The sequence below is a fragment of the Roseateles hydrophilus genome (assembly GCF_026712245.1).
Lineage (GTDB): Bacteria > Pseudomonadota > Gammaproteobacteria > Burkholderiales > Burkholderiaceae_C > Pelomonas > Pelomonas hydrophilus.
Map to the genome: position 1 here is coordinate 1,067,608 of NZ_JAPPUY010000001.1, position 16,635 is coordinate 1,084,242.

14 protein-coding genes and 2 riboswitches are annotated in these 16,635 nt (G+C 67.6%); of the genes, 3 read left to right on the forward strand and 11 right to left on the reverse strand.

Annotated elements, in window-relative coordinates:
- Positions 1-91 precede the first annotated feature (91 nt).
- From gcvP to NYO99_RS04750, 6 genes are all read right to left on the reverse strand, one after another.
- Positions 92-2,980, reverse strand: a complete 2,889-nt coding sequence (gene gcvP, locus NYO99_RS04725; RefSeq protein ID WP_268165933.1) for an aminomethyl-transferring glycine dehydrogenase — start codon at positions 2,978-2,980, stop codon at positions 92-94.
- Positions 2,981-2,999: 19 nt separating this feature from the next.
- The gene (gene gcvH, locus NYO99_RS04730; protein WP_268165934.1) at positions 3,000-3,374 is read right to left on the reverse strand and encodes a glycine cleavage system protein GcvH; all 375 of its coding nucleotides are present in this window, start codon (positions 3,372-3,374) and stop codon (positions 3,000-3,002) included.
- A gap of 2 nt (positions 3,375-3,376) precedes the next feature.
- Positions 3,377-4,489: a glycine cleavage system aminomethyltransferase GcvT gene (gcvT, locus tag NYO99_RS04735; RefSeq protein ID WP_268165935.1), complete on the reverse strand. Its 1,113-nt coding sequence runs from the start codon at positions 4,487-4,489 to the stop codon at positions 3,377-3,379.
- A 27-nt stretch (positions 4,490-4,516) separates the two neighbouring features.
- A riboswitch (glycine riboswitch) is annotated at positions 4,517-4,631 on the reverse strand.
- Positions 4,632-4,651: 20 nt separating this feature from the next.
- Positions 4,652-4,749, reverse strand: a riboswitch (glycine riboswitch).
- Positions 4,750-4,777: 28 nt separating this feature from the next.
- Positions 4,778-8,029 (reverse strand): amidohydrolase family protein, encoded by a 3,252-nt coding sequence (locus tag NYO99_RS04740; protein WP_268165936.1) that lies wholly within the window; start codon positions 8,027-8,029, stop codon positions 4,778-4,780.
- Positions 8,030-8,138: 109 nt separating this feature from the next.
- Positions 8,139-9,056 carry an aspartyl/asparaginyl beta-hydroxylase domain-containing protein gene (locus NYO99_RS04745; RefSeq protein ID WP_268165937.1) on the reverse strand — a complete coding sequence of 306 codons (918 nt, stop codon included), beginning with the start codon at positions 9,054-9,056 and terminating at the stop codon, positions 8,139-8,141.
- Positions 9,049-9,915, reverse strand: a complete 867-nt coding sequence (locus NYO99_RS04750; RefSeq protein WP_268165938.1) for a lysophospholipid acyltransferase family protein — start codon at positions 9,913-9,915, stop codon at positions 9,049-9,051. The genes NYO99_RS04745 and NYO99_RS04750 overlap by 8 nt, the downstream gene beginning before the upstream one ends.
- Before the next feature lie 192 nt (positions 9,916-10,107).
- Between NYO99_RS04750 and xth the strand changes: the two genes are divergently transcribed.
- Complete coding sequence (xth, locus tag NYO99_RS04755; protein ID WP_268165939.1) at positions 10,108-10,878, forward strand: exodeoxyribonuclease III; 771 nt, start codon at positions 10,108-10,110, stop codon at positions 10,876-10,878.
- 53 nt (positions 10,879-10,931) lie between these two features.
- On the opposite strand, the gene NYO99_RS04760 is transcribed toward xth, so the two are convergent.
- The 3 genes from NYO99_RS04760 to NYO99_RS04770 all read right to left on the reverse strand — a co-directional run bounded on the left by NYO99_RS04760 (position 10,932) and on the right by NYO99_RS04770 (position 12,872).
- Positions 10,932-11,588 carry a CatA-like O-acetyltransferase gene (locus NYO99_RS04760; protein ID WP_326494819.1) on the reverse strand — a complete coding sequence of 219 codons (657 nt, stop codon included), beginning with the start codon at positions 11,586-11,588 and terminating at the stop codon, positions 10,932-10,934.
- An 82-nt stretch (positions 11,589-11,670) separates the two neighbouring features.
- Positions 11,671-11,913 (reverse strand): hypothetical protein, encoded by a 243-nt coding sequence (locus NYO99_RS04765; RefSeq protein WP_268165941.1) that lies wholly within the window; start codon positions 11,911-11,913, stop codon positions 11,671-11,673.
- A gap of 245 nt (positions 11,914-12,158) precedes the next feature.
- On the reverse strand, positions 12,159-12,872 hold the full coding sequence (locus tag NYO99_RS04770; protein ID WP_268165942.1) for a helix-turn-helix transcriptional regulator: 714 nt from the start codon (positions 12,870-12,872) through the stop codon (positions 12,159-12,161).
- Between the two features lie 102 nt (positions 12,873-12,974).
- Between NYO99_RS04770 and NYO99_RS04775 the strand changes: the two genes are divergently transcribed.
- Together NYO99_RS04775 and NYO99_RS04780 are read left to right on the forward strand one after the other, a co-directional pair.
- On the forward strand, positions 12,975-13,400 hold the full coding sequence (locus tag NYO99_RS04775) for a hypothetical protein (RefSeq protein ID WP_268165943.1): 426 nt from the start codon (positions 12,975-12,977) through the stop codon (positions 13,398-13,400).
- A 66-nt stretch (positions 13,401-13,466) separates the two neighbouring features.
- Complete coding sequence (locus NYO99_RS04780; protein ID WP_268165944.1) at positions 13,467-14,015, forward strand: PaaI family thioesterase; 549 nt, start codon at positions 13,467-13,469, stop codon at positions 14,013-14,015.
- A gap of 15 nt (positions 14,016-14,030) precedes the next feature.
- On the opposite strand, the gene eda is transcribed toward NYO99_RS04780, so the two are convergent.
- Together eda and edd are read right to left on the reverse strand one after the other, a co-directional pair.
- Positions 14,031-14,657: a bifunctional 4-hydroxy-2-oxoglutarate aldolase/2-dehydro-3-deoxy-phosphogluconate aldolase gene (gene eda / locus NYO99_RS04785; protein ID WP_268165945.1), complete on the reverse strand. Its 627-nt coding sequence runs from the start codon at positions 14,655-14,657 to the stop codon at positions 14,031-14,033.
- A gap of 113 nt (positions 14,658-14,770) precedes the next feature.
- Positions 14,771-16,600: a phosphogluconate dehydratase gene (edd, locus tag NYO99_RS04790; RefSeq protein ID WP_268165946.1), complete on the reverse strand. Its 1,830-nt coding sequence runs from the start codon at positions 16,598-16,600 to the stop codon at positions 14,771-14,773.
- Positions 16,601-16,635: the final 35 nt, after the last annotated feature.

Sequence of the window (16,635 nt, forward strand, 5' to 3'; positions counted from 1 at the left end):
GCCCGACTCATCCAGTGGCTGCCGTGGAACTGGCGTTGCCAGGCCACCGGCAGCGCCCCCTTGAGGGGCCCGGCGAAGCCGCTAGGGGGGGTCAGGCCGCGTCGTACTCGGACAGCGGCACGCAGCTGCAGAACAGGTTGCGGTCGCCGTAGACGTTGTCCACGCGGCCCACCGGCGACCAGTACTTCTGGCGGCGCAGGCTGGGCAGCGGGTAGGCCGCCACCTCGCGGCTGTAGCCATGGGCCCAGTCGCTGGCGCTGACGACCATCGCCGTGTGCGGCGCGTTGACCAGCGGGTTGTCCTCGCGGCTGAGCTTGCCGGCCTCGACCTCGGCGATCTCGTGGCGGATCTGGATCATCGCGTCGATGAAGCGGTCCAGCTCGGCGCGCGATTCGCTCTCGGTCGGCTCGACCATCAGCGTGCCGGCAACGGGGAAGCTCAGCGTCGGCGCGTGGAAGCCGTAGTCGATGAGGCGCTTGGCGACGTCCTCGGCGCTGACGCCGGAGCTGTCCTTCAGCGGGCGCAGGTCCAGGATGCACTCGTGGGCCACGCCGCCACCCTTCACGCCGTCAATGCCGCCGGAGAAGTGGATGTCGTAGTGGTCGGACAGGCGCGCGGCCACGTAGTTGGCCGACAGGATGGCCACTTCGGTCGCCTTCTTCAGGCCCTCGGCGCCCATCATGCGGATGTACATCCACGAGATCGGCAGCACGGCCGCGTTGCCCAGCGGCGCAGCGGACACGGCGCCGATGTTCGTTGCCTTGCCCAGGCCCGCCGTGCGGTGCGCCGGCAGGAAGGGCACGAGGTCGTCGACGACGCACACCGGGCCCACGCCCGGGCCGCCACCGCCGTGGGGGATGCAGAAGGTCTTGTGCAGGTTCAGGTGGCTGACATCTCCGCCGAACTCGCCAGGCGCGGCCACGCCGACCAGCGCGTTCATGTTGGCGCCGTCCACGTAGACACGGCCGCCGTGGGCCTTCACCACCTGGCAGATCTCCTTCACGTGCGTGTCGAACACGCCGTACGTGGAGGGGTAGGTGATCATGATGGCGGCCAGCTTGTCGGCGTGCTGCTCGCACTTGGCCTTCAGGTCGGCCAGGTCGATGTTGCCTTCCTTGTCGCACTTGGTGACGACGACGGACATGCCGCACATCTGCGCCGACGCGGGGTTCGTGCCGTGGGCCGACTCGGGGATCAGGCAGACCGTGCGCTGGTGGTCGCCGCGCGATTCGTGCCAGGCCTTGATGGCCAGCAGGCCGGCGTACTCGCCCTGCGAGCCGGCGTTGGGCTGCAGGCTGATGCCGGCGTAGCCGGTGCACTCGGTCAGCCATTGCTGGAGCAGCGTGTCCAGCTCGGTATAGCCGGCCAACTGGTCCTGCGGCGCGAACGGGTGCAGGTTGGCGAACTCGGGCCAGGTGATGGGGATCATCTCGGCCGTGGCGTTCAGCTTCATCGTGCACGAGCCCAGCGGGATCATGCTGCGGTCCAGCGCCAGGTCCTTGTCCGACAGGCTGCGGATGTAGCGCAGCATCTCGGTTTCGCTGTGGTGGGTGTTGAACACCGGGTGGGTCAGGAAGGTGCTGGTGCGGCGCAGCTGCGCCGGGATCAGGCTGTCGACGCCGGCGGCGAACTCGGCCACCGTCGGCACAGTGACGCCAGCAGGCGCGAACCAGCCCCAGATCGCTTCGATGTCGGCGCGCGACGTCGTCTCGTCCAGCGCGATGCCGACATGCTGGTCGCTCAGCTTGCGCAGGTTGGCCTGGGCGGCGACGGCCTTGGCCATCACGCTCGCCACGTCGCACTCCACCAGCAGCGTGTCGAACACGTGCGGCGTGACGACCTTGACGCCCATGCGGGTCAGGCCGGCATGCAAGATGGCCGTGTAGCTGGCCACGCGCTCGGCGATGCGCTTCAGGCCCTGCGGGCCGTGGTAGACGGCGTACATGCTGGCCACGACGGCCGGCAGCACCTGTGCCGTGCAGATGTTGGAGGTGGCCTTCTCGCGACGGATGTGCTGCTCGCGGGTCTGCAGCGCCAGGCGCATCGCCGTGTGGCCCTGCGCGTCCTTGCTGACGCCAACGAGGCGCCCGGGCATGGAACGCTTGAACTCGTCCTTGCAGGCCAGGAAGGCCGCGTGCGGGCCGCCAGCGCCCATGGGCATGCCGAAGCGCTGGCTGTTGCCGACGACGATGTCCGCGCCGAACTCGCCGGGCGAGGTCAGCAGCGTCAGCGCGAGCAGGTCGGTGCAGACGATGAAGGCGGCGCTCTTGGCGTGGGCCTGCTCGGCGAAGGCCTTCAGGTCATGGATGAGGCCGGTGGTGCTGGGGTATTGGCAGACGACGGCGAAGTAGTCGTGCTCGGCCATCAGCGTAGGCGCCATGCCGACCAGCACCTCGAGGCCCAGCGGCTTGCAGCGCGTCTGGATGACCTCGATGGTCTGCGGGTGCACATCGCCGGCGACGATCAGCGTGTTGCTCTTGCTCTTGACCGAGCGCTTGGCCAGTGTGACCGCCTCGGCGGCCGAGGTGGCCTCGTCCAGCATGGAGCCGTTGGCGATGTCCATGCCGGTGAGATCGGTCACCAGCGTCTGGAAGTTCAGGATGGCTTCCATGCGGCCCTGCGAGATCTCGGCCTGGTAGGGCGTGTAGGCGGTGTACCAAGCGGGGTTCTCGAGGATGTTGCGCAGGATGACGCCCGGCGTGTGCACGCCGTAGTAGCCCTGGCCGATGAAGCTCTTGTAGACCTTGTTCTTGCCGGCGATGGCCTTGAGTTCGGCCAGCGCGCCCGCCTCGGTGATGGGGGCGGGCAGCTTCATGCCTTGCGAGCGGCGGATGGCTGCGGGCACGACCGCGTCGATCAACGCGGTGCGGCTGGCCACGCCGACGGCGGCACACATCAGGGATTCATCGACGGCATCCGGCCCGATGTGGCGGGCGTGGAATTCGGTGGCGTCTTCGAGGATGGAGAGCGGCGTCGGCATGGCAGGTCTTACTTCGGAATTACAGGGACTTCAGCAGGGCGTCGTAGGCGGTCGAGTCCATCAGCGCGTCGAGCTGGGCGGGGTTGCTCAAGCGGACCTTGAAGAACCAGCCAGCCTTCAGCGGGTCGGAGTTGGCCAGCGCCGGGTCGTCGCGCAGGGCTTCGTTGACCTCGGTGATCTCGCCGTCGACGGGCATGTAGACATCGGCCGCGGCCTTGACGGACTCGACGACACCGGCGACGTCCTTCTCGGCGTAGGTCTTGCCGACTTCGGGCAGGTCCACGAAGACCACATCGCCCAGCGCGTCCTGTGCGTGCACGGTGATGCCGACCGTCGCGGTGCCGTCACCGTGGACTTCCAGCCATTCGTGGTCGGGGGTGTACTTGATGGACATGCTTAACCTCGGTAGTAGCGGTTGGGGGTGAAGGGGGTGGAAGAGACCACCATCGGCGTGCGCTTGTCGCGCACGATGGCAAAGACTTCGGTGCCGACGGCGGTGTGTTCCTTCGCCAGGTAGGCCAGCGCCACCGGCTGGTTGACCGTGGGGCCCAGCGTGCCGCTGGTGACGACGCCGATCTCGGTGCCCTCTAGAGTGACGATCTTGGCGCCCTCGCGCACGGGCATGCGCTCCTTGCCGACCAGACCCACGCGCTTGCGCGCAGCCCCGTTGGCGAGTTGCTCGTCAATGACCGCCGCGCCGGGGTAGCCACCGGCACGCGCGCCGCCGGCGCGGCGCACCTTCTGGATGGCCCAGGTGATGGAGGCTTCAACCGGCGTGGTGGTGGTATCGATGTCGTGGCCGTACAGGCACAGGCCGGCTTCCAGGCGCAGCGAATCGCGCGCGCCCAAACCGATGGGCTTGACCTCGGCATGCGCCAGCAGCTTGCGGGCCAGGGCCACGGCGTCGTTCTCGTGGACGGAGATCTCGTAGCCGTCTTCGCCGGTGTAGCCGGAGCGGGTCAGGAAGGTGTCGATGCCGTCGAGCGTGAAGAAGCCGCCGGTCATGAAGGTCAGCTTGGCGACGTCGGGGTTCAGGCGCGACAGCACCGTCACGGCCTCGGGGCCTTGTAGCGCCAGCAGCGCGCGCTCGGGCACGGGGATGACCTCGCAGCGGCCGGCCAGGTGCTTCTGCATGTGGGCAACGTCTTGCTCCTTGCAGCCGGCGTTCACGACGACGAACAGGTCGTCCGGCCGCTTGCAGACCATCAGGTCGTCCAGCAGGCCGCCCTGGTCGTTCGTGAACAGCGCGTAGCGCTGCTTGAACACGCCGAGGTCGATGATGTCGACGGGCACCAGCGTTTCGAGCGCCGCGGCAGCATCGGCGCCCACGAGGCGCACCTGGCCCATGTGGGACACGTCGAACAGGCCGGCGGCCGCACGCGTGTGCTTGTGCTCGGCCATCACGCCGGTGGGGTACTGCACCGGCATGTCGTAGCCGGCGAAGGGCACCATCTTGGCGCCGAGTTCGACGTGCAGGGCGTGAAGCGGTGTTTGCAGCAAAGAGGACATCAGAAGCTCCGACGGAATTCGGGTTTGGATGTCCTCGCTGTCCGGGGTACCTGAGAGATTGACGAGCGGGTGGCCTGTCCCGCGCTCGCTTGCCCCTTCGGTGGACGAGCTCGCGGGCCCGCCTCTCTCCAGTGAGGAACGCCGGCAGTGTCGAGCACTGCGGGGCGTTTGTCAGTCCTTTTGCCTGAGCGTTCGAATCGTGTGACCCTGCGCCTTCGGCGGCCCCCAACTGCACCGGGACGCTCTCCTGACGGGCGTCATTCTAGCCGCCTGCCGCAGCGCTTGGCATCAGTGGCCGTGACCGTGCGTGCCTTCCAGGCCTTCGGCGTCGATGGGCATGCCCACAGCAGCGGCACCCTCGAAGAACAGTGGCTTGCGCGGCTTGGCCACGGGCGCGATCTGGTTCATCGTCAGCGCATCGAACAGCCGGCCGTTCTGCATGACCTGCACGACGCGGTCGCTCTGCCGGATGTCGGCCAGCGGGTTGCCGTCGATGACGACGAGGTCGGCCAGCTTGCCGGGTTCCAGCGAGCCGAGATCCTTGTCCAGCCCGAAGTTGCGTGCCGGGTTGAGGGTTGCGGCGCGCAGCGCGTCGTGCGGCTTCATGCCGCCCAGCGCCAGCATCCACATCTCCCAGTGCGCGCCCAGGCCCTCGCGCTGACCGTGCGCGCCGATCATCACGTTGACGCCGGCCTTGGCCAGGTCGTTGGCGGTGCGGGCGACCTTGAGGATGTTGAAGTCCTCCTCGGGCGCGGTCTCGCGGCGGATGGCGCGCGGCTCCAGCACGGCCTTGGGCACGTAGCGGGTCAGCAGCGGGTGCTTCCAGACCTCGGTGCGGGCGTACCAGTAATGCTCACCGTCCAGGCCACCATAGCCTACGTTCAGCGTCGGGTTGTAGCCCACGCCGTTCTGGCCCCACAGCTGCTTGACGTCGTCCCACACCTCGGCGATGGGCAGCGCATGCTCGACCGTGGTGTGGCCATCGACCACCATGGTCATGTTGTTCTGAAACAGCGCGCCGCCTTCGGGCACCACCATCACGCCGGTCTGCCGGCCGGCCTCCAGCACCTGCTGGCGCTGGTCGCGGCGCGGCTGCTGGTAGCTCTTCACGCTGATGGCGCCTTCGGCCTTCTGGCGGTTCAGGTGGGTGAGGGCGTCGTCCAGGTTGGCGACCGTGGCCGTGATGGGCGTGCGGGCGCCATACAGGATGCTGCCCGTCGAGTAGATGCGCGGGCCCACGACAACGCCGGCACGCTGCATCTCGGCTTGCGTGAACACGGCCGCGTTTAGGTTGCTGGGGTCGTGCAGCGTCGTGACGCCGAAGGCCAGCGAGGCGAGGTTGACCCAGCTCTGCTGCGGGATCAGCCCGGCGTCGTTCATCGCGCCGTGCCAATGGCCATCGATGAAGCCGGGCACGATGGTCTTGCCGCTGGCATCGATGCGGCGGGCGTCCGCCGGAATCGTCACGTCCTTGCCGACGGCGACGATGCGGTTGCCGTCCACCAGCACGGTGCCGGCCTCGATGATTTCGTCGCCCTTCATCGTCACGATGCGCGCGCCGGTCAGCGCGATCTTGCCGACAGGCTTGTCGCTGGCCTGCTGGAACCCGATCTTCTGCGCGGTAGCCTTGTCCTTGCCGGTGGTGCTGGCGGTGAACAGCTCCTCGCCCAGCGTGAAGTGCACGCGCCGCGCGTCGCCGCTCCAGTGCAGCGCGTAGCCGGCATTGACGTCCAGCTGGCGCACGGGCAGCGCGTCCATCTTGCCGCCCACGGTGATGACCTTGCCGGCCTGCCCCTGCACCGAGGGCAGCGGCACGACGTAGGCATGGAAGCGCTCCACGAAGCCCAGCCACTGCCCATCGGGCGAGACGCTGTACTCGGAGGCAAAGTCGCTGCGGACCACCTCGGTCTCGCTGCGGTCCTGCAGGTTCATGCGCAGCAGCGAGAAGCGCTGGTCGACCTCGCTGGTGCTGCTGACGCGGGTGAAGAACAGCTCGTCGCTGCGGGCGCCGAAGTGGGCGCCGCTGCCGTCCTTGCTGATGCGTTCGGCCTTGCCCGAACCGTCGGCGGCCGTGACGTAGATGCCGGTGTCCAGACCATGCCAGGGGCTGGTCAGCGCACCGCCGCGCACCTTGCGGTACACCAGCCGGCGGCCGTCCGGCGACAGGCGCGGCTCCAGGTACTTGCCCGGCGCCTTGACCAGCACGGTCTCCTTGCCCGAGTCCAGATCCAGCCGGCGGATGCTGCCCTGCGTGTCGTCGCGCCAGGTGGCGTAGACCAGGGACTTGCCATCCCGCGACCAGTGCGGCGCCAGCTCGAAGGCCTCGGTCTGGCGCGTCAGCCGGCGCGGTTCGCCGTTCGGCAGGTCCTTCAGGTAGAGCGCGCCCAACGCGGCGTAGACCACGCGCTTGCCGTCCGGCGACACCTGGGCGCCGCGCAGCTGGCGCACGGCGAAGCGCTCCGGCGCCACCTCATGCGCAAAGCGCAGCGGCTCGCGCAGCTCGCGGGTGTGCTTGACGTGGAAGGGGATGTCGGCGGCCGTGCCCTTGAACGGGTCCACGCGCCAGATGCGGCCCTCGGCCCAGACGACGATCTCCTGGCTGCCGGGCAGCCAGGCGAAGCTGGGGTACACGCCCCACATGGCCCAGCTTTCCTGCAGGTCGCGCGACAGGCCGCTCCAGGCCGGGAACTCGCGGCCCGTGGCCAGGTCCTTCAGGAACAGCGTGCTCTGGTTGCGCACGCGGCGCACGAAGGCGAGGTACTTGCCGTCGGGCGACGGGGTGGGCCGCACCGCGCCGCCGGGGCCTTGCACGAAGGCTTCCACGGAACCGTCGCTGAGATCCTGGCGGAAGATCTTGTAGATCTCGCCGTTGCTGTTCTTGTTGTACTCGAACGTGCGGCCCGGCGTCGTGTCCTGCGAGTAGTACAGGTACTTGCCGTCCGGCGAGATGGCGGGCTCGCCCAGGTCCTTCTGCCAGTTGGGCTTCTCGTTGAGCTGCACGCCCTTGTTCTTGGCCGCCTCGGCGTCGACGTGGTACAGCCAGATCTCGCCCGAGCCGGCGCTGCGCGTGCCGGTGTAGTGCTTGCGGGCAAGCAGGTACTTGCCGTCCGGGTGCCAGACCGGGTTGTTCAGCAGGCGGAAGTCTTCCTTGGTGACCGCGCGGGCGCCGCTGCCATCAGCGTTCATCAGCCACAGGTTGTCACCGCCGCCGGCATCGCTCAGAAAGGCGATCTGCTTGCCATCGGGCGAGAAGCGGGCCTGCTGCTCCCAGGCCATGGAATGCGTCAGCGGCCTGGCCTCGCCGCCGGTGATGGGCAGCGTGTAGAGATCGCCCAGCAGGTCGAAGACGAGCGTCTTGCCGTCGGGGCTGACGTCCACGCTCATCCACGTGCCGGTGCGGGTGTCGATGCTTGCCGTCTTGGCCGCGCCGGGCGGCGCGTTGACGTTCCAGGCGGCAGACGCGGGCTTGGCAGCGTCCTGCGCGTGGGCGGCGAGGGCGGCGGCCAGCAGCAGGGCAGGGGCGGCGGACGGACGGAGCATGGTGAAGGTTTGGGGTGACCAAAACCTTCGATGCTAGCGAAGCCAGGCTTGCCGGCCCGTTCGTCACGGGCGGGTTTGCCCGGGCGTCAGCCGGGTGCCGCGGTGTCGCTCAGGGCCACAGCCACCACAGCAGCAGGCCACCGAAGAGCACCCACTGGATGGCGTAGTAGGCGAAGCGGCTGCGCGCCTTGATGCGCTTGCCGAACAGGCGCACCTGCTGCACGTAGGCGAAGGCCTTGTTGATGCTGCCGGTCTTGTCGGTGTCGGCGTTGGGAGCCGAGGCCGCGCGGATCAGCGTGTGGCTGATGAAACGGTTGACCCAGCGGGCCAGCGGGTTGTTCAGCGGCCGCTCGACGTCGCAGAACAGGATGATGCGCATCTGGTCCGACTGGTTCTCGGCGTAGTGCAGGTAGGTTTCGTCAAAGATGACGCCTTCACCATCGCGCCAGGCGTAGCGCTCGCCGTCCACTGAGATGTAGCAGCTGTCCGCATTGGGCGTGACCAGGCCCAGGTGGTAGCGCACCGAGCCGGCGAAGGGGTCGCGGTGCGTCACCAGGCGGCCGCCGGGCGGGAGTGCGGCGAACATCGCGGCCTTCACCGTCGGAATGCGCTGCAGCAGCTCGGTCGTCACCGGGCATAGCGCCTTGGCCGACGCGTGGGCGTCGCCGTACCACTTCAGGTGAAAGCGCGTCCAGCCTGTCTTGAAGAAGCTGTTGAAGCCGGCGTCGTTGTACTTGTCGCTTTTCTTGATCTGGCCGGCCGCAGCCAGCTTGTAGGCCTCGGCGCGAATGTCCTGCCAGTGGTCCTGCAGCAGCTGCAGCTCCGGGAAGCCCGCCACGGGCAGGTAGGGCTTGGCCGGCAGCTTCGAGAACAGGTACATGAAGCAGTTGATCGGCGCCATGAACGTGGAGTGGTCCGTCAGCTGGCGGAAGAACTTCAGGCGCACGCGGCCACGGAAGTGCACGTAGACAGTGCTCGCGACGAACACCGCCACGATGGCGATCTTGAAATAGGGAAGGTCAGTCATGGGCATAGAAGTCCGGCTCGCCGGGCGGGCGGGACTTGAAACGCTTGTGGAGCCAGAAGTACTGATGCAATTGTCGACGCGCCTGTGCCTCGATGACGGCGTTCATGCGGGCAGCGTCGGCCGTGAGGTCGCGCGTGGGGAAGTCCTGCAGCGGCGGCTCGATGACCAGCGTGTAGCCGCCTGCCTCGCGGCGTGGGTAGCAGGGCAGCACCACGGCGTCCGCCATGCTGGCCATGCGCGATACCCCGGTGATGGTGGCGGCCGGCACGCCGAAGAAGGGCACGAACACCGAGTCGCGGGCGCCGAAGTCCTGGTCCGGCAGGTAGTACAGCCGCCCGCCGTCCTTCAGCGCGCGCAGCGTGGGCCGCGTGCCTTGCTGGCGCGAGAAGATGGTGCCGGTGCCGAAGCGCATGCGCTTGGCGCGGAAGAAGGCGTCCAGCCACGGATTCTTCTGCACCGAGTAGATGCTCACCACGTGCGTCTCCAGCGAGATGCGCAGGCCGGCTAGGTCCAGCCCGGTGAAGTGCGGCATCATCAAAATGACATTGCGGCCTTCCAGCGCGCGCAGGTGCTCCAGCCCCTCGATGCGCATCAGGCGCTTGAGCCGCTCAGGCGACGCAAACCAGCAGTAGCCGTACTCCAGCAGCATCTGCACCATGGCCACGAAGTGCCGGCGCAGCAGGCGCTCGCGCTCGGTGGCCGGCATGTCGGGCAGGCACAGCCGCAGGTTCACGCGGCCGATCCGGCGGCGCGATGACGGCAACGCGTGGATCAGGCTGCCGATCAGCCAGCCCAGTGCCGACACGGCCCGAAACGGCAGCCAGCTCAGCAGCCACACCAGGCCCACGAGCAGCTTCACGCCCATATGCGCCCCTTGGCCATTTCATCGTCCTGCATCAACAACATCCCATGCTCACAGGGGCGGCATCGTAGTGGTTGCGGCGCTTGTTCTCGGTCGGTGCCATCACCGCACCCGGCCGCTGCGCTCTTATGATTGACATAATGCACATTGTCAGCTTTGCATGCATAGCTGCGCCGCTACGATGCCATGATGAAAAAGTTCGCGACCTGGAACGTCAATTCACTCGCCGTCCGTCTGCCGCAGTTGCTGGACTGGCTGGCCGCGCATCCTGTCGATGCGCTCGTGTTGCAAGAGACCAAACTCACCGACGACAAGTTCCCCACGATGGAAATCGGCGAAGCCGGCTACCAGGTGCAGTGGTTCGGTCAGAAAACCTACAACGGCGTTGCGTTGATCACCCGTGAGCGCGCCGAGAACGTCGTCAAGAACATCCCTGGGCTGCCCGACGAGCAGGCCCGCGTCATTGCCGGCACGGTGGGCGGCGTGCGCGTCATTGGCGGTTACTTCCCCAACGGCCAGGCGCCGGGCAGTGACAAGTTTGCGTACAAGATGAACTGGCTGGACGGGCTGCGCCGCTGGCTGGCCGATGAACTGCGCGCGCACGAGCAACTGGTGCTGATGGGCGACTTCAACATCGCCCCGGAAGACCAGGATGTCTACGATCCGGTGGCCTGGGCTGGCCAGATCCACTGCACCACCGAGGAGCGCGCGCATTTCCAGGCGCTGCTGAACCTGGGCCTGACCGACGCTTTCCGCCTGTTCGAGCAGGCGCCCAAGAGCTGGAGCTGGTGGGACTACCGCAACCTGGCGTTCCGCAAGAACCAGGGCCTGCGCATCGATCACATCCTCGTCAGCGAGGCGTTGAAGCAGCGCGTGACGGCCTGCGAGATCGACAAGCAGCCGCGCCGCAACGAGCGACCCAGCGATCACGCGCCGGTCATCGTGACCCTGGCGGACTGAGCTGCTCCGGACAGCTCGCCCCAGTAGCAACGCTCGACTGGCAAGGCAGCGTGTCAGATGGCGTCGAGCTTGGCCTGCAACTGCTCGAAAAAGCGGCCCACATGCACGCCATCGCAAAGCGCGTGGTGAACGTCCACAGCGACCGGCATCAGCAACCGAGCGCCCTCTTCCTTGAATCGGCCGAAAGCAAGCTTGGGCCGGTCGTCGCCCTGCCCGCGCGCGTGCGTGAAGGCGGTGAAGGCAAACCACGGCAGCGCCGTCATGTGCACGGTGGCCAGCGGATCGGTGCCGCCGGGGTCGTCAGCGGCTGACAGGCTGCCGCTTGCCTGCCGCACGCGCTCGACAAGCGGTTTCGACCGCGCGGCAAACGCTGCCAGCGATGCATCTCGAACCAGGGTGACGAAACCGAAACTGCCATCACTGCGCAGCACCGTCGTGCTGGCGTGTACGGCACCGAACTCGCGGACGCCCTGGTCGGCTGGCAGCAGCGTCTGGCGCATGGCCGGCACGCTGTTCGCCGCTTCCAGCGCTGCGTGGTGGTAAGCCAGCCACGGCGTGGCGCCGTGCTGAAGCGCGCGTTCGCGCAGGCCGGTCACGTCCACCGGCACGGTGACGCTGAAGGCCGGTTGGGGCATGCAGCGGAAATGTTCAAGGGCCGCGCGTCGCGGCCAGGCATCCAGGGGAATGAGGCGATCTTGCATGGCCCGCATGCTCGCATGCCCCAGCAGAAAAAAAGCCCAGGTCGCCTACAGCGCCCTGGGCCGTGCATGAACGTGGTCAGCGGGCCGGGCCTCAGGCGGCGGTGCCCGTCTGCCTCATGCCAAAGTCGTCGAGCGCGCGCTGAAGTTCCTCGGCGCGCTCCGGGCCAAGATCGCCTGCCAGCCGATTGGCCGGCGTACTGCGAATCTGGCCAATCTGGTTGTAGCCCAGCGTCTTGGCGCAAGCCAGTGTGCGTGCCGACAACGGCAGACACTCGAGTGGCGCTTGATCTGCAAGGCTCAGAAGTCGAGAGTAGGTTTCGGCGGAGATGGACACGGTGTGGTCAACGGTACGCTGATCGCTTGTTGGCAACAAGCCATGACCAGCCGGCGTATTCGAGTGGCCGATAGCAGCCCGCGCTCCCCTCGGCTCAGAAGCCGGTGCGGGGGAGGCCGAAAACTTCGAGAATGACGTCGATGAGGCTCATGGGGAACTCCTGGGTTCGTGCGTGAATTCGCTAACCCGGACTGTCCCTTTTTTCATCCCCCTAGAAACCTGGAAGGTCTGCTAGGTTGCCTGTTTCAAAGAATGCCGGCCGCCATGCATTTGATGACTGCCTGGTGCTTCGAGTTGACTTCCAGCTTGCGCATGACATTGCCCAAATGGAAGTTCACGGTCTTTTCGCTCATCGTCAGGATCACGCTGACCTCCCAGGCCGTCTTTCCCTGCGCCGTCCAGCTCAAGACGTCCATTTCGCGCTTGGTGAGCTTTGGTATGTCGGCAGCATCGATAGCTGGACCGAGTAAGCGGTCTGCGGCAACCATTGCGTGAGTGGCGAGTAATTGCAGGCCTGCCATCATTTGCATCAGCCCCGTGCCGGGTTCTGGCAATGCCTCATCGCGATCTACGCCAAGTAGGAAGAGCTTGTCACCCGGCAGGTGCAGCTTGACGCCAATGCCTGTCTTGTAACCGTAGGGCGCTTGCACTTCCCACAGTTCGCCAACGCCGGCGTCCACATACGTTCGCTGCGTGTAAACCACCGGAACCGATTGAGCCATCAGTTGCTCAAGCACCGGATCACGCAATGCATCGTCGATGTCGTTGTGCGACTCCACATAGGCATCAGGGCGATTGCCGAAACTCCGCCCTTGCACCCCTGATTCCCTCAGCGACCCGCGCATCAGTCCGCCCGAGATCAACGGAAACCCCATCGCATCCGCCGTCGCCACCAGCCGACGCTCGAAGCTCTCGAAGTCCTCGCTCATGCCGACGTCGATCAGTTGCTGATAGTTCATTTCCGGGGCTGCCATACCTGACAAGTCTGCCAGCTTGTTGTGCCCCCCGTCGGAAAACGAGACTGCCTCCCGTTCGAATCACACGACCGCGAGGTGCTGACCATGTCATCCCTGATCCGCCTGCCGGAAGGCAGTGTCTGCTGGCCCGTGGCCGCGCTTTCCAGTGCTGCCCAGGACGTGCGCCATGCGCAGACCCGCATCACCCGCTCCGGCGATAGCGCCCCCTTTCTGAGTGGCACCACGCGCTGGGAGCGCCGTTACGCGGACATGCTGGCCTGGGTGGAATGGAACTGGGTCGAGATGGACGAAGGCACCGTGGTGCAGGCTGATCCGCTGAACGTGCGCTCCAACGTGCTGCTGCTGGACGAGTGCGGCCGGCCGTTGCTCTCATCGCGGCGCCGGGCGACGCTGGCCACGCTGGTCTATCTGCTGCCCTGGCAGGGGGCTGTGCTGGACGAATTGCGCCAAAGCGCCCCGCAGCGCCGCGTGCCTGTCGGCGCGGCTGCGCCTATGCGATTGGCCGCCTGAACCGAGGTGACACGCGGCTCGGGCAGCGCTGCGCAGAATCGGCAGCTCCACCGTGGAGCTGCCCACATGTTCCCCACCCGCGACCCTGACGACACTCTCGCCCGCTGGCGCGGCGAAGAAGCCGCCGTGCGCGCCCGACTGACGCCCCAGGCCGGTGTGGCCTCTCCCGAGCTGCTGGCCGGCAAGACTGGGCTGCAGCAGATGCAGGCCATGCTGGACGGCCTCGCGCCGCGCGCGCCCATCGGCGAGACGCTGGATTTCATGCTGATCTCGGTCGCCGACGGCGAGGCCGTGTTCCAGGGGCGGCCGCAGGAAAAGCACTACAACCCGCTGGGCAGCGTGCATGGCGGCTGGTTCGCAACGCTGCTGGACTCAGCGCTGGGCTGCGCTGTGCACACGACGCTGCCACCGGGGCGCGCCTACACGACGCTGGAGTTCAAGGTGAACCTGGTGCGCGCGCTGACAGCGCAGGTCCCGCTGGTGCGTGCGATCGGGCGCGTGGTGCACCGCGGCCGCCAGGTGATGACGGCGGAGGCCGAGCTGGTGGGCCACGACGGGCGGCTGTACGCCCACGCCAGCACCACCTGCCTGGTGTTCGACAGGCGCGGCGACTGAGGCCGCGCCGCGCGTTCAGGCGCCGCGCAGGGCGGCCGCCTCGGCGGCCAGGCGCGTGATGCGGCCCCAGTCCTTGGCGTCGATGGCGTCCTGCGGCGTCAGCCACGAACCGCCGCAGACCTTGACGTTGGACAGCTTCAGGAAGTCCGGCGCCGTCTGCAGCGAGATGCCGCCGGTGGGGCAGAAGGCCACGTCAGGGAACGGGCCGGCCAGCGCCTTCAGCAGGTTCACGCCGCCCACCGCCGTGGCCGGGAACAGCTTCAGGAAATTGAAGCCGGCCGCGTTGGCCTGCATCACTTCCGACGCGGTGGAGACGCCTGGCAGCAGGGGCAGCCCCTCGGCCTTGCAGGCAGCGGCCAGCGCGTCGGTGTAGCCGGGGCTGACGCCGAACACGCAACCGGCGTTCTTCGCGTTGGTAACGTCCTGCGGCGTGCGCAGCGTGCCGGCGCCGACGATTGCGCCGGGCACCTTGGCCATGGCTTCCATGGCCTGCAGCGCGACAGGCGTGCGCAAGGTCACTTCGAGCACCTTGACGCCGCCGGCCACCAGAGCTTCGGCGAGCGGCACGGCGTCTTCCAGGCGCTGGATGACGATGACGGGGATGACGGGGCCGTGGCTGGCCAGGCTCAGGGTTTCAAGCATTTTCTTTAGTCAGTGGTGCCAGAGCTACTCGCTTCGCTCGGACGGTCTGGCACTCAGGTCATCAGATGTGCCAGAGCCAGTCGCTTCGCTCGGGCGGTCTGGCACGCAATTGTTCATAACCAGGTGACAGCGCCCTCTTCGGCACTCAGCACGTTGCGTCGCAGACCTGCGAAGAGTTCGCGGCCCAGGCCGTGTGCGTTGACGTCGGCTTCGGCGGGGTTGAGCGTGACGCTTTCGCGTGCCGCCCATTCCGCCTCGTCGACCAGCGCGGCCAGCACACCGTTCACGGCGCAGACGCGCACGACGTCGCCGTCACGCAGCTTGGCCAGCGGGCCGCCGGCCAGCGCCTCGGGGCTGACATGGATGGCCGCGGGCACCTTGCCCGACGCGCCGCTCATGCGCCCGTCGGTGACCAGCGCGACGCGGAAGCCCTTGCCCTGCAGCACGGCCAGTGGCGGCGTCAGCTTGTGCAGCTCGGGCATGCCGTTGGCGTGCGGGCCCTGGAAGCGCACGACGACAACGACGTCCTTCTCCAACTCGCCGTTCTTGAACGCGGCCAGCATGGCCTCCTGCGTCGTGAAGATGCGGCAGGGCGCCTCAATCGTGTGGCGGTCCTCCGGCACGGCGGACGACTTGATGACGGCGCGGCCCAGGTTGCCGTCCAGCAGCTTCAGGCCGCCCGTGGCGCTGAACGGCGCGCTTGCGGTGCGCACGACGCTGTCGTCGATGGGCGCGGCCGGCAGCGCCTCGCGCACCACCTCGCCGCCCTGCCCCACCGCGCGCGGCACGGTGGTGTAGGGCCGCAGGTTGTCGCCGCCCACGCTAAGCACGTCCTCATGCATGAGGCCGGCGTCCAGCAGCTCACGGATGACGAAGCTGGGGCCGCCCGCGGCCTGGAACTGGTTCACGTCGGCGCTGCCATTGGGGTAGACGCGGGCCAGCAGCGGCACGACGCCGGACAGGTCGGAGAAGTCCGTCCAGTTGATCAGGATGCCGGCCGAGCGCGCGACGGCGACCCAGTGGATCAGGTGGTTGGTCGAGCCGCCGGTGGCCAGCAGCGCCACCATCGCGTTGACGATGCAGCGCTCGTCGACGACGTGGCCGATGGGCTTGGCAGCCTTGCCGGCCACGCGGCCGGAGATATTCAGCGCCGTCGCGACGGCCTCGCGCGTCAGTGCCGTGCGCAGGTCGTCGTGCGGGTGCACGAAGGCGCTGCCGGGCACGTGCAGGCCCATGGCTTCCAGCAGCATCTGATTGCTGTTGGCGGTGCCGTAGAAGGTGCAGGTGCCGGCGCCGTGGTAGGCGGCAGACTCGCTCTTCAGCAGCTCGTCGCGGCCGACCTTGCCCTGCGCGTACAGCTCGCGCACCTTGGCTTTTTCACTGTTGGAGATGCCCGTTCCCATCGGGCCGGCCGGCACGAAGACGGTGGGCAGGTGGCCGAAGTGCAGCGCGCCGATCAGCAGGCCTGGCACGATCTTGTCGCAGATGCCCAGCAGCAGCGCAGCGTCGAATACATCGTGCGTCAGCGCGATGGCCGTGCTCATCGCAATGGTGTCGCGCGAGAACAAGCTCAGCTCCATGCCAGGCAGGCCCTGCGTGACGCCGTCGCACATGGCCGGCACGCCGCCGGCCACCTGCACGGTGGCGCCCAGGCGGTGCGCCTCGGCGCGGATCTGCGCCGGGTAGTCCTCGTAGGGCTGGTGGGCCGACAGCATGTCGTTGTAGGCCGTGACGACGCCCAGGTGCGGCGCCTTCTCGGCGACGATGCGCAGCTTGTCATTGGCCGGCAGCGCGGCCACGGCGTGTGCGACGTTGGCGCAGCCCATGCGTTCGAAACCGCGCTGCCGGTTGTTCATCTGGGCGATGCGGGCAAGGTAGTCACCGCGCAGCTTGGCGCTGCGCTCGCGGATGCGGGCGGTGACTTCGTTCAGGGTGGTGTTCATCTCTGGTCTCCTGGCGTCTCGGCGTTCGTAACCGG

What these genes read in the sequence shown, in the direction of transcription:
- gcvP (WP_268165933.1), bottom strand. Translation starts at nt 2,980, where the DNA reads ATGCCGACGCCGCTCTCCATCCTCGAAGACGCCACCGAATTCCACGCC.
- gcvH (WP_268165934.1), bottom strand. Translation starts at nt 3,374, where the DNA reads ATGTCCATCAAGTACACCCCCGACCACGAATGGCTGGAAGTCCACGGT.
- gcvT (WP_268165935.1), bottom strand. Translation starts at nt 4,489, where the DNA reads ATGTCCTCTTTGCTGCAAACACCGCTTCACGCCCTGCACGTCGAACTC.
- NYO99_RS04740 (WP_268165936.1), bottom strand. Translation starts at nt 8,029, where the DNA reads ATGCTCCGTCCGTCCGCCGCCCCTGCCCTGCTGCTGGCCGCCGCCCTC.
- NYO99_RS04745 (WP_268165937.1), bottom strand. Translation starts at nt 9,056, where the DNA reads ATGACTGACCTTCCCTATTTCAAGATCGCCATCGTGGCGGTGTTCGTC.
- xth (WP_268165939.1), top strand. Translation starts at nt 10,108, where the DNA reads ATGAAAAAGTTCGCGACCTGGAACGTCAATTCACTCGCCGTCCGTCTG.
- NYO99_RS04760 (WP_326494819.1), bottom strand. Translation starts at nt 11,588, where the DNA reads ATGCGGGCCATGCAAGATCGCCTCATTCCCCTGGATGCCTGGCCGCGA.
- NYO99_RS04770 (WP_268165942.1), bottom strand. Translation starts at nt 12,872, where the DNA reads ATGAACTATCAGCAACTGATCGACGTCGGCATGAGCGAGGACTTCGAG.
- NYO99_RS04775 (WP_268165943.1), top strand. Translation starts at nt 12,975, where the DNA reads ATGTCATCCCTGATCCGCCTGCCGGAAGGCAGTGTCTGCTGGCCCGTG.
- NYO99_RS04780 (WP_268165944.1), top strand. Translation starts at nt 13,467, where the DNA reads ATGTTCCCCACCCGCGACCCTGACGACACTCTCGCCCGCTGGCGCGGC.
- eda (WP_268165945.1), bottom strand. Translation starts at nt 14,657, where the DNA reads ATGCTTGAAACCCTGAGCCTGGCCAGCCACGGCCCCGTCATCCCCGTC.
- edd (WP_268165946.1), bottom strand. Translation starts at nt 16,600, where the DNA reads ATGAACACCACCCTGAACGAAGTCACCGCCCGCATCCGCGAGCGCAGC.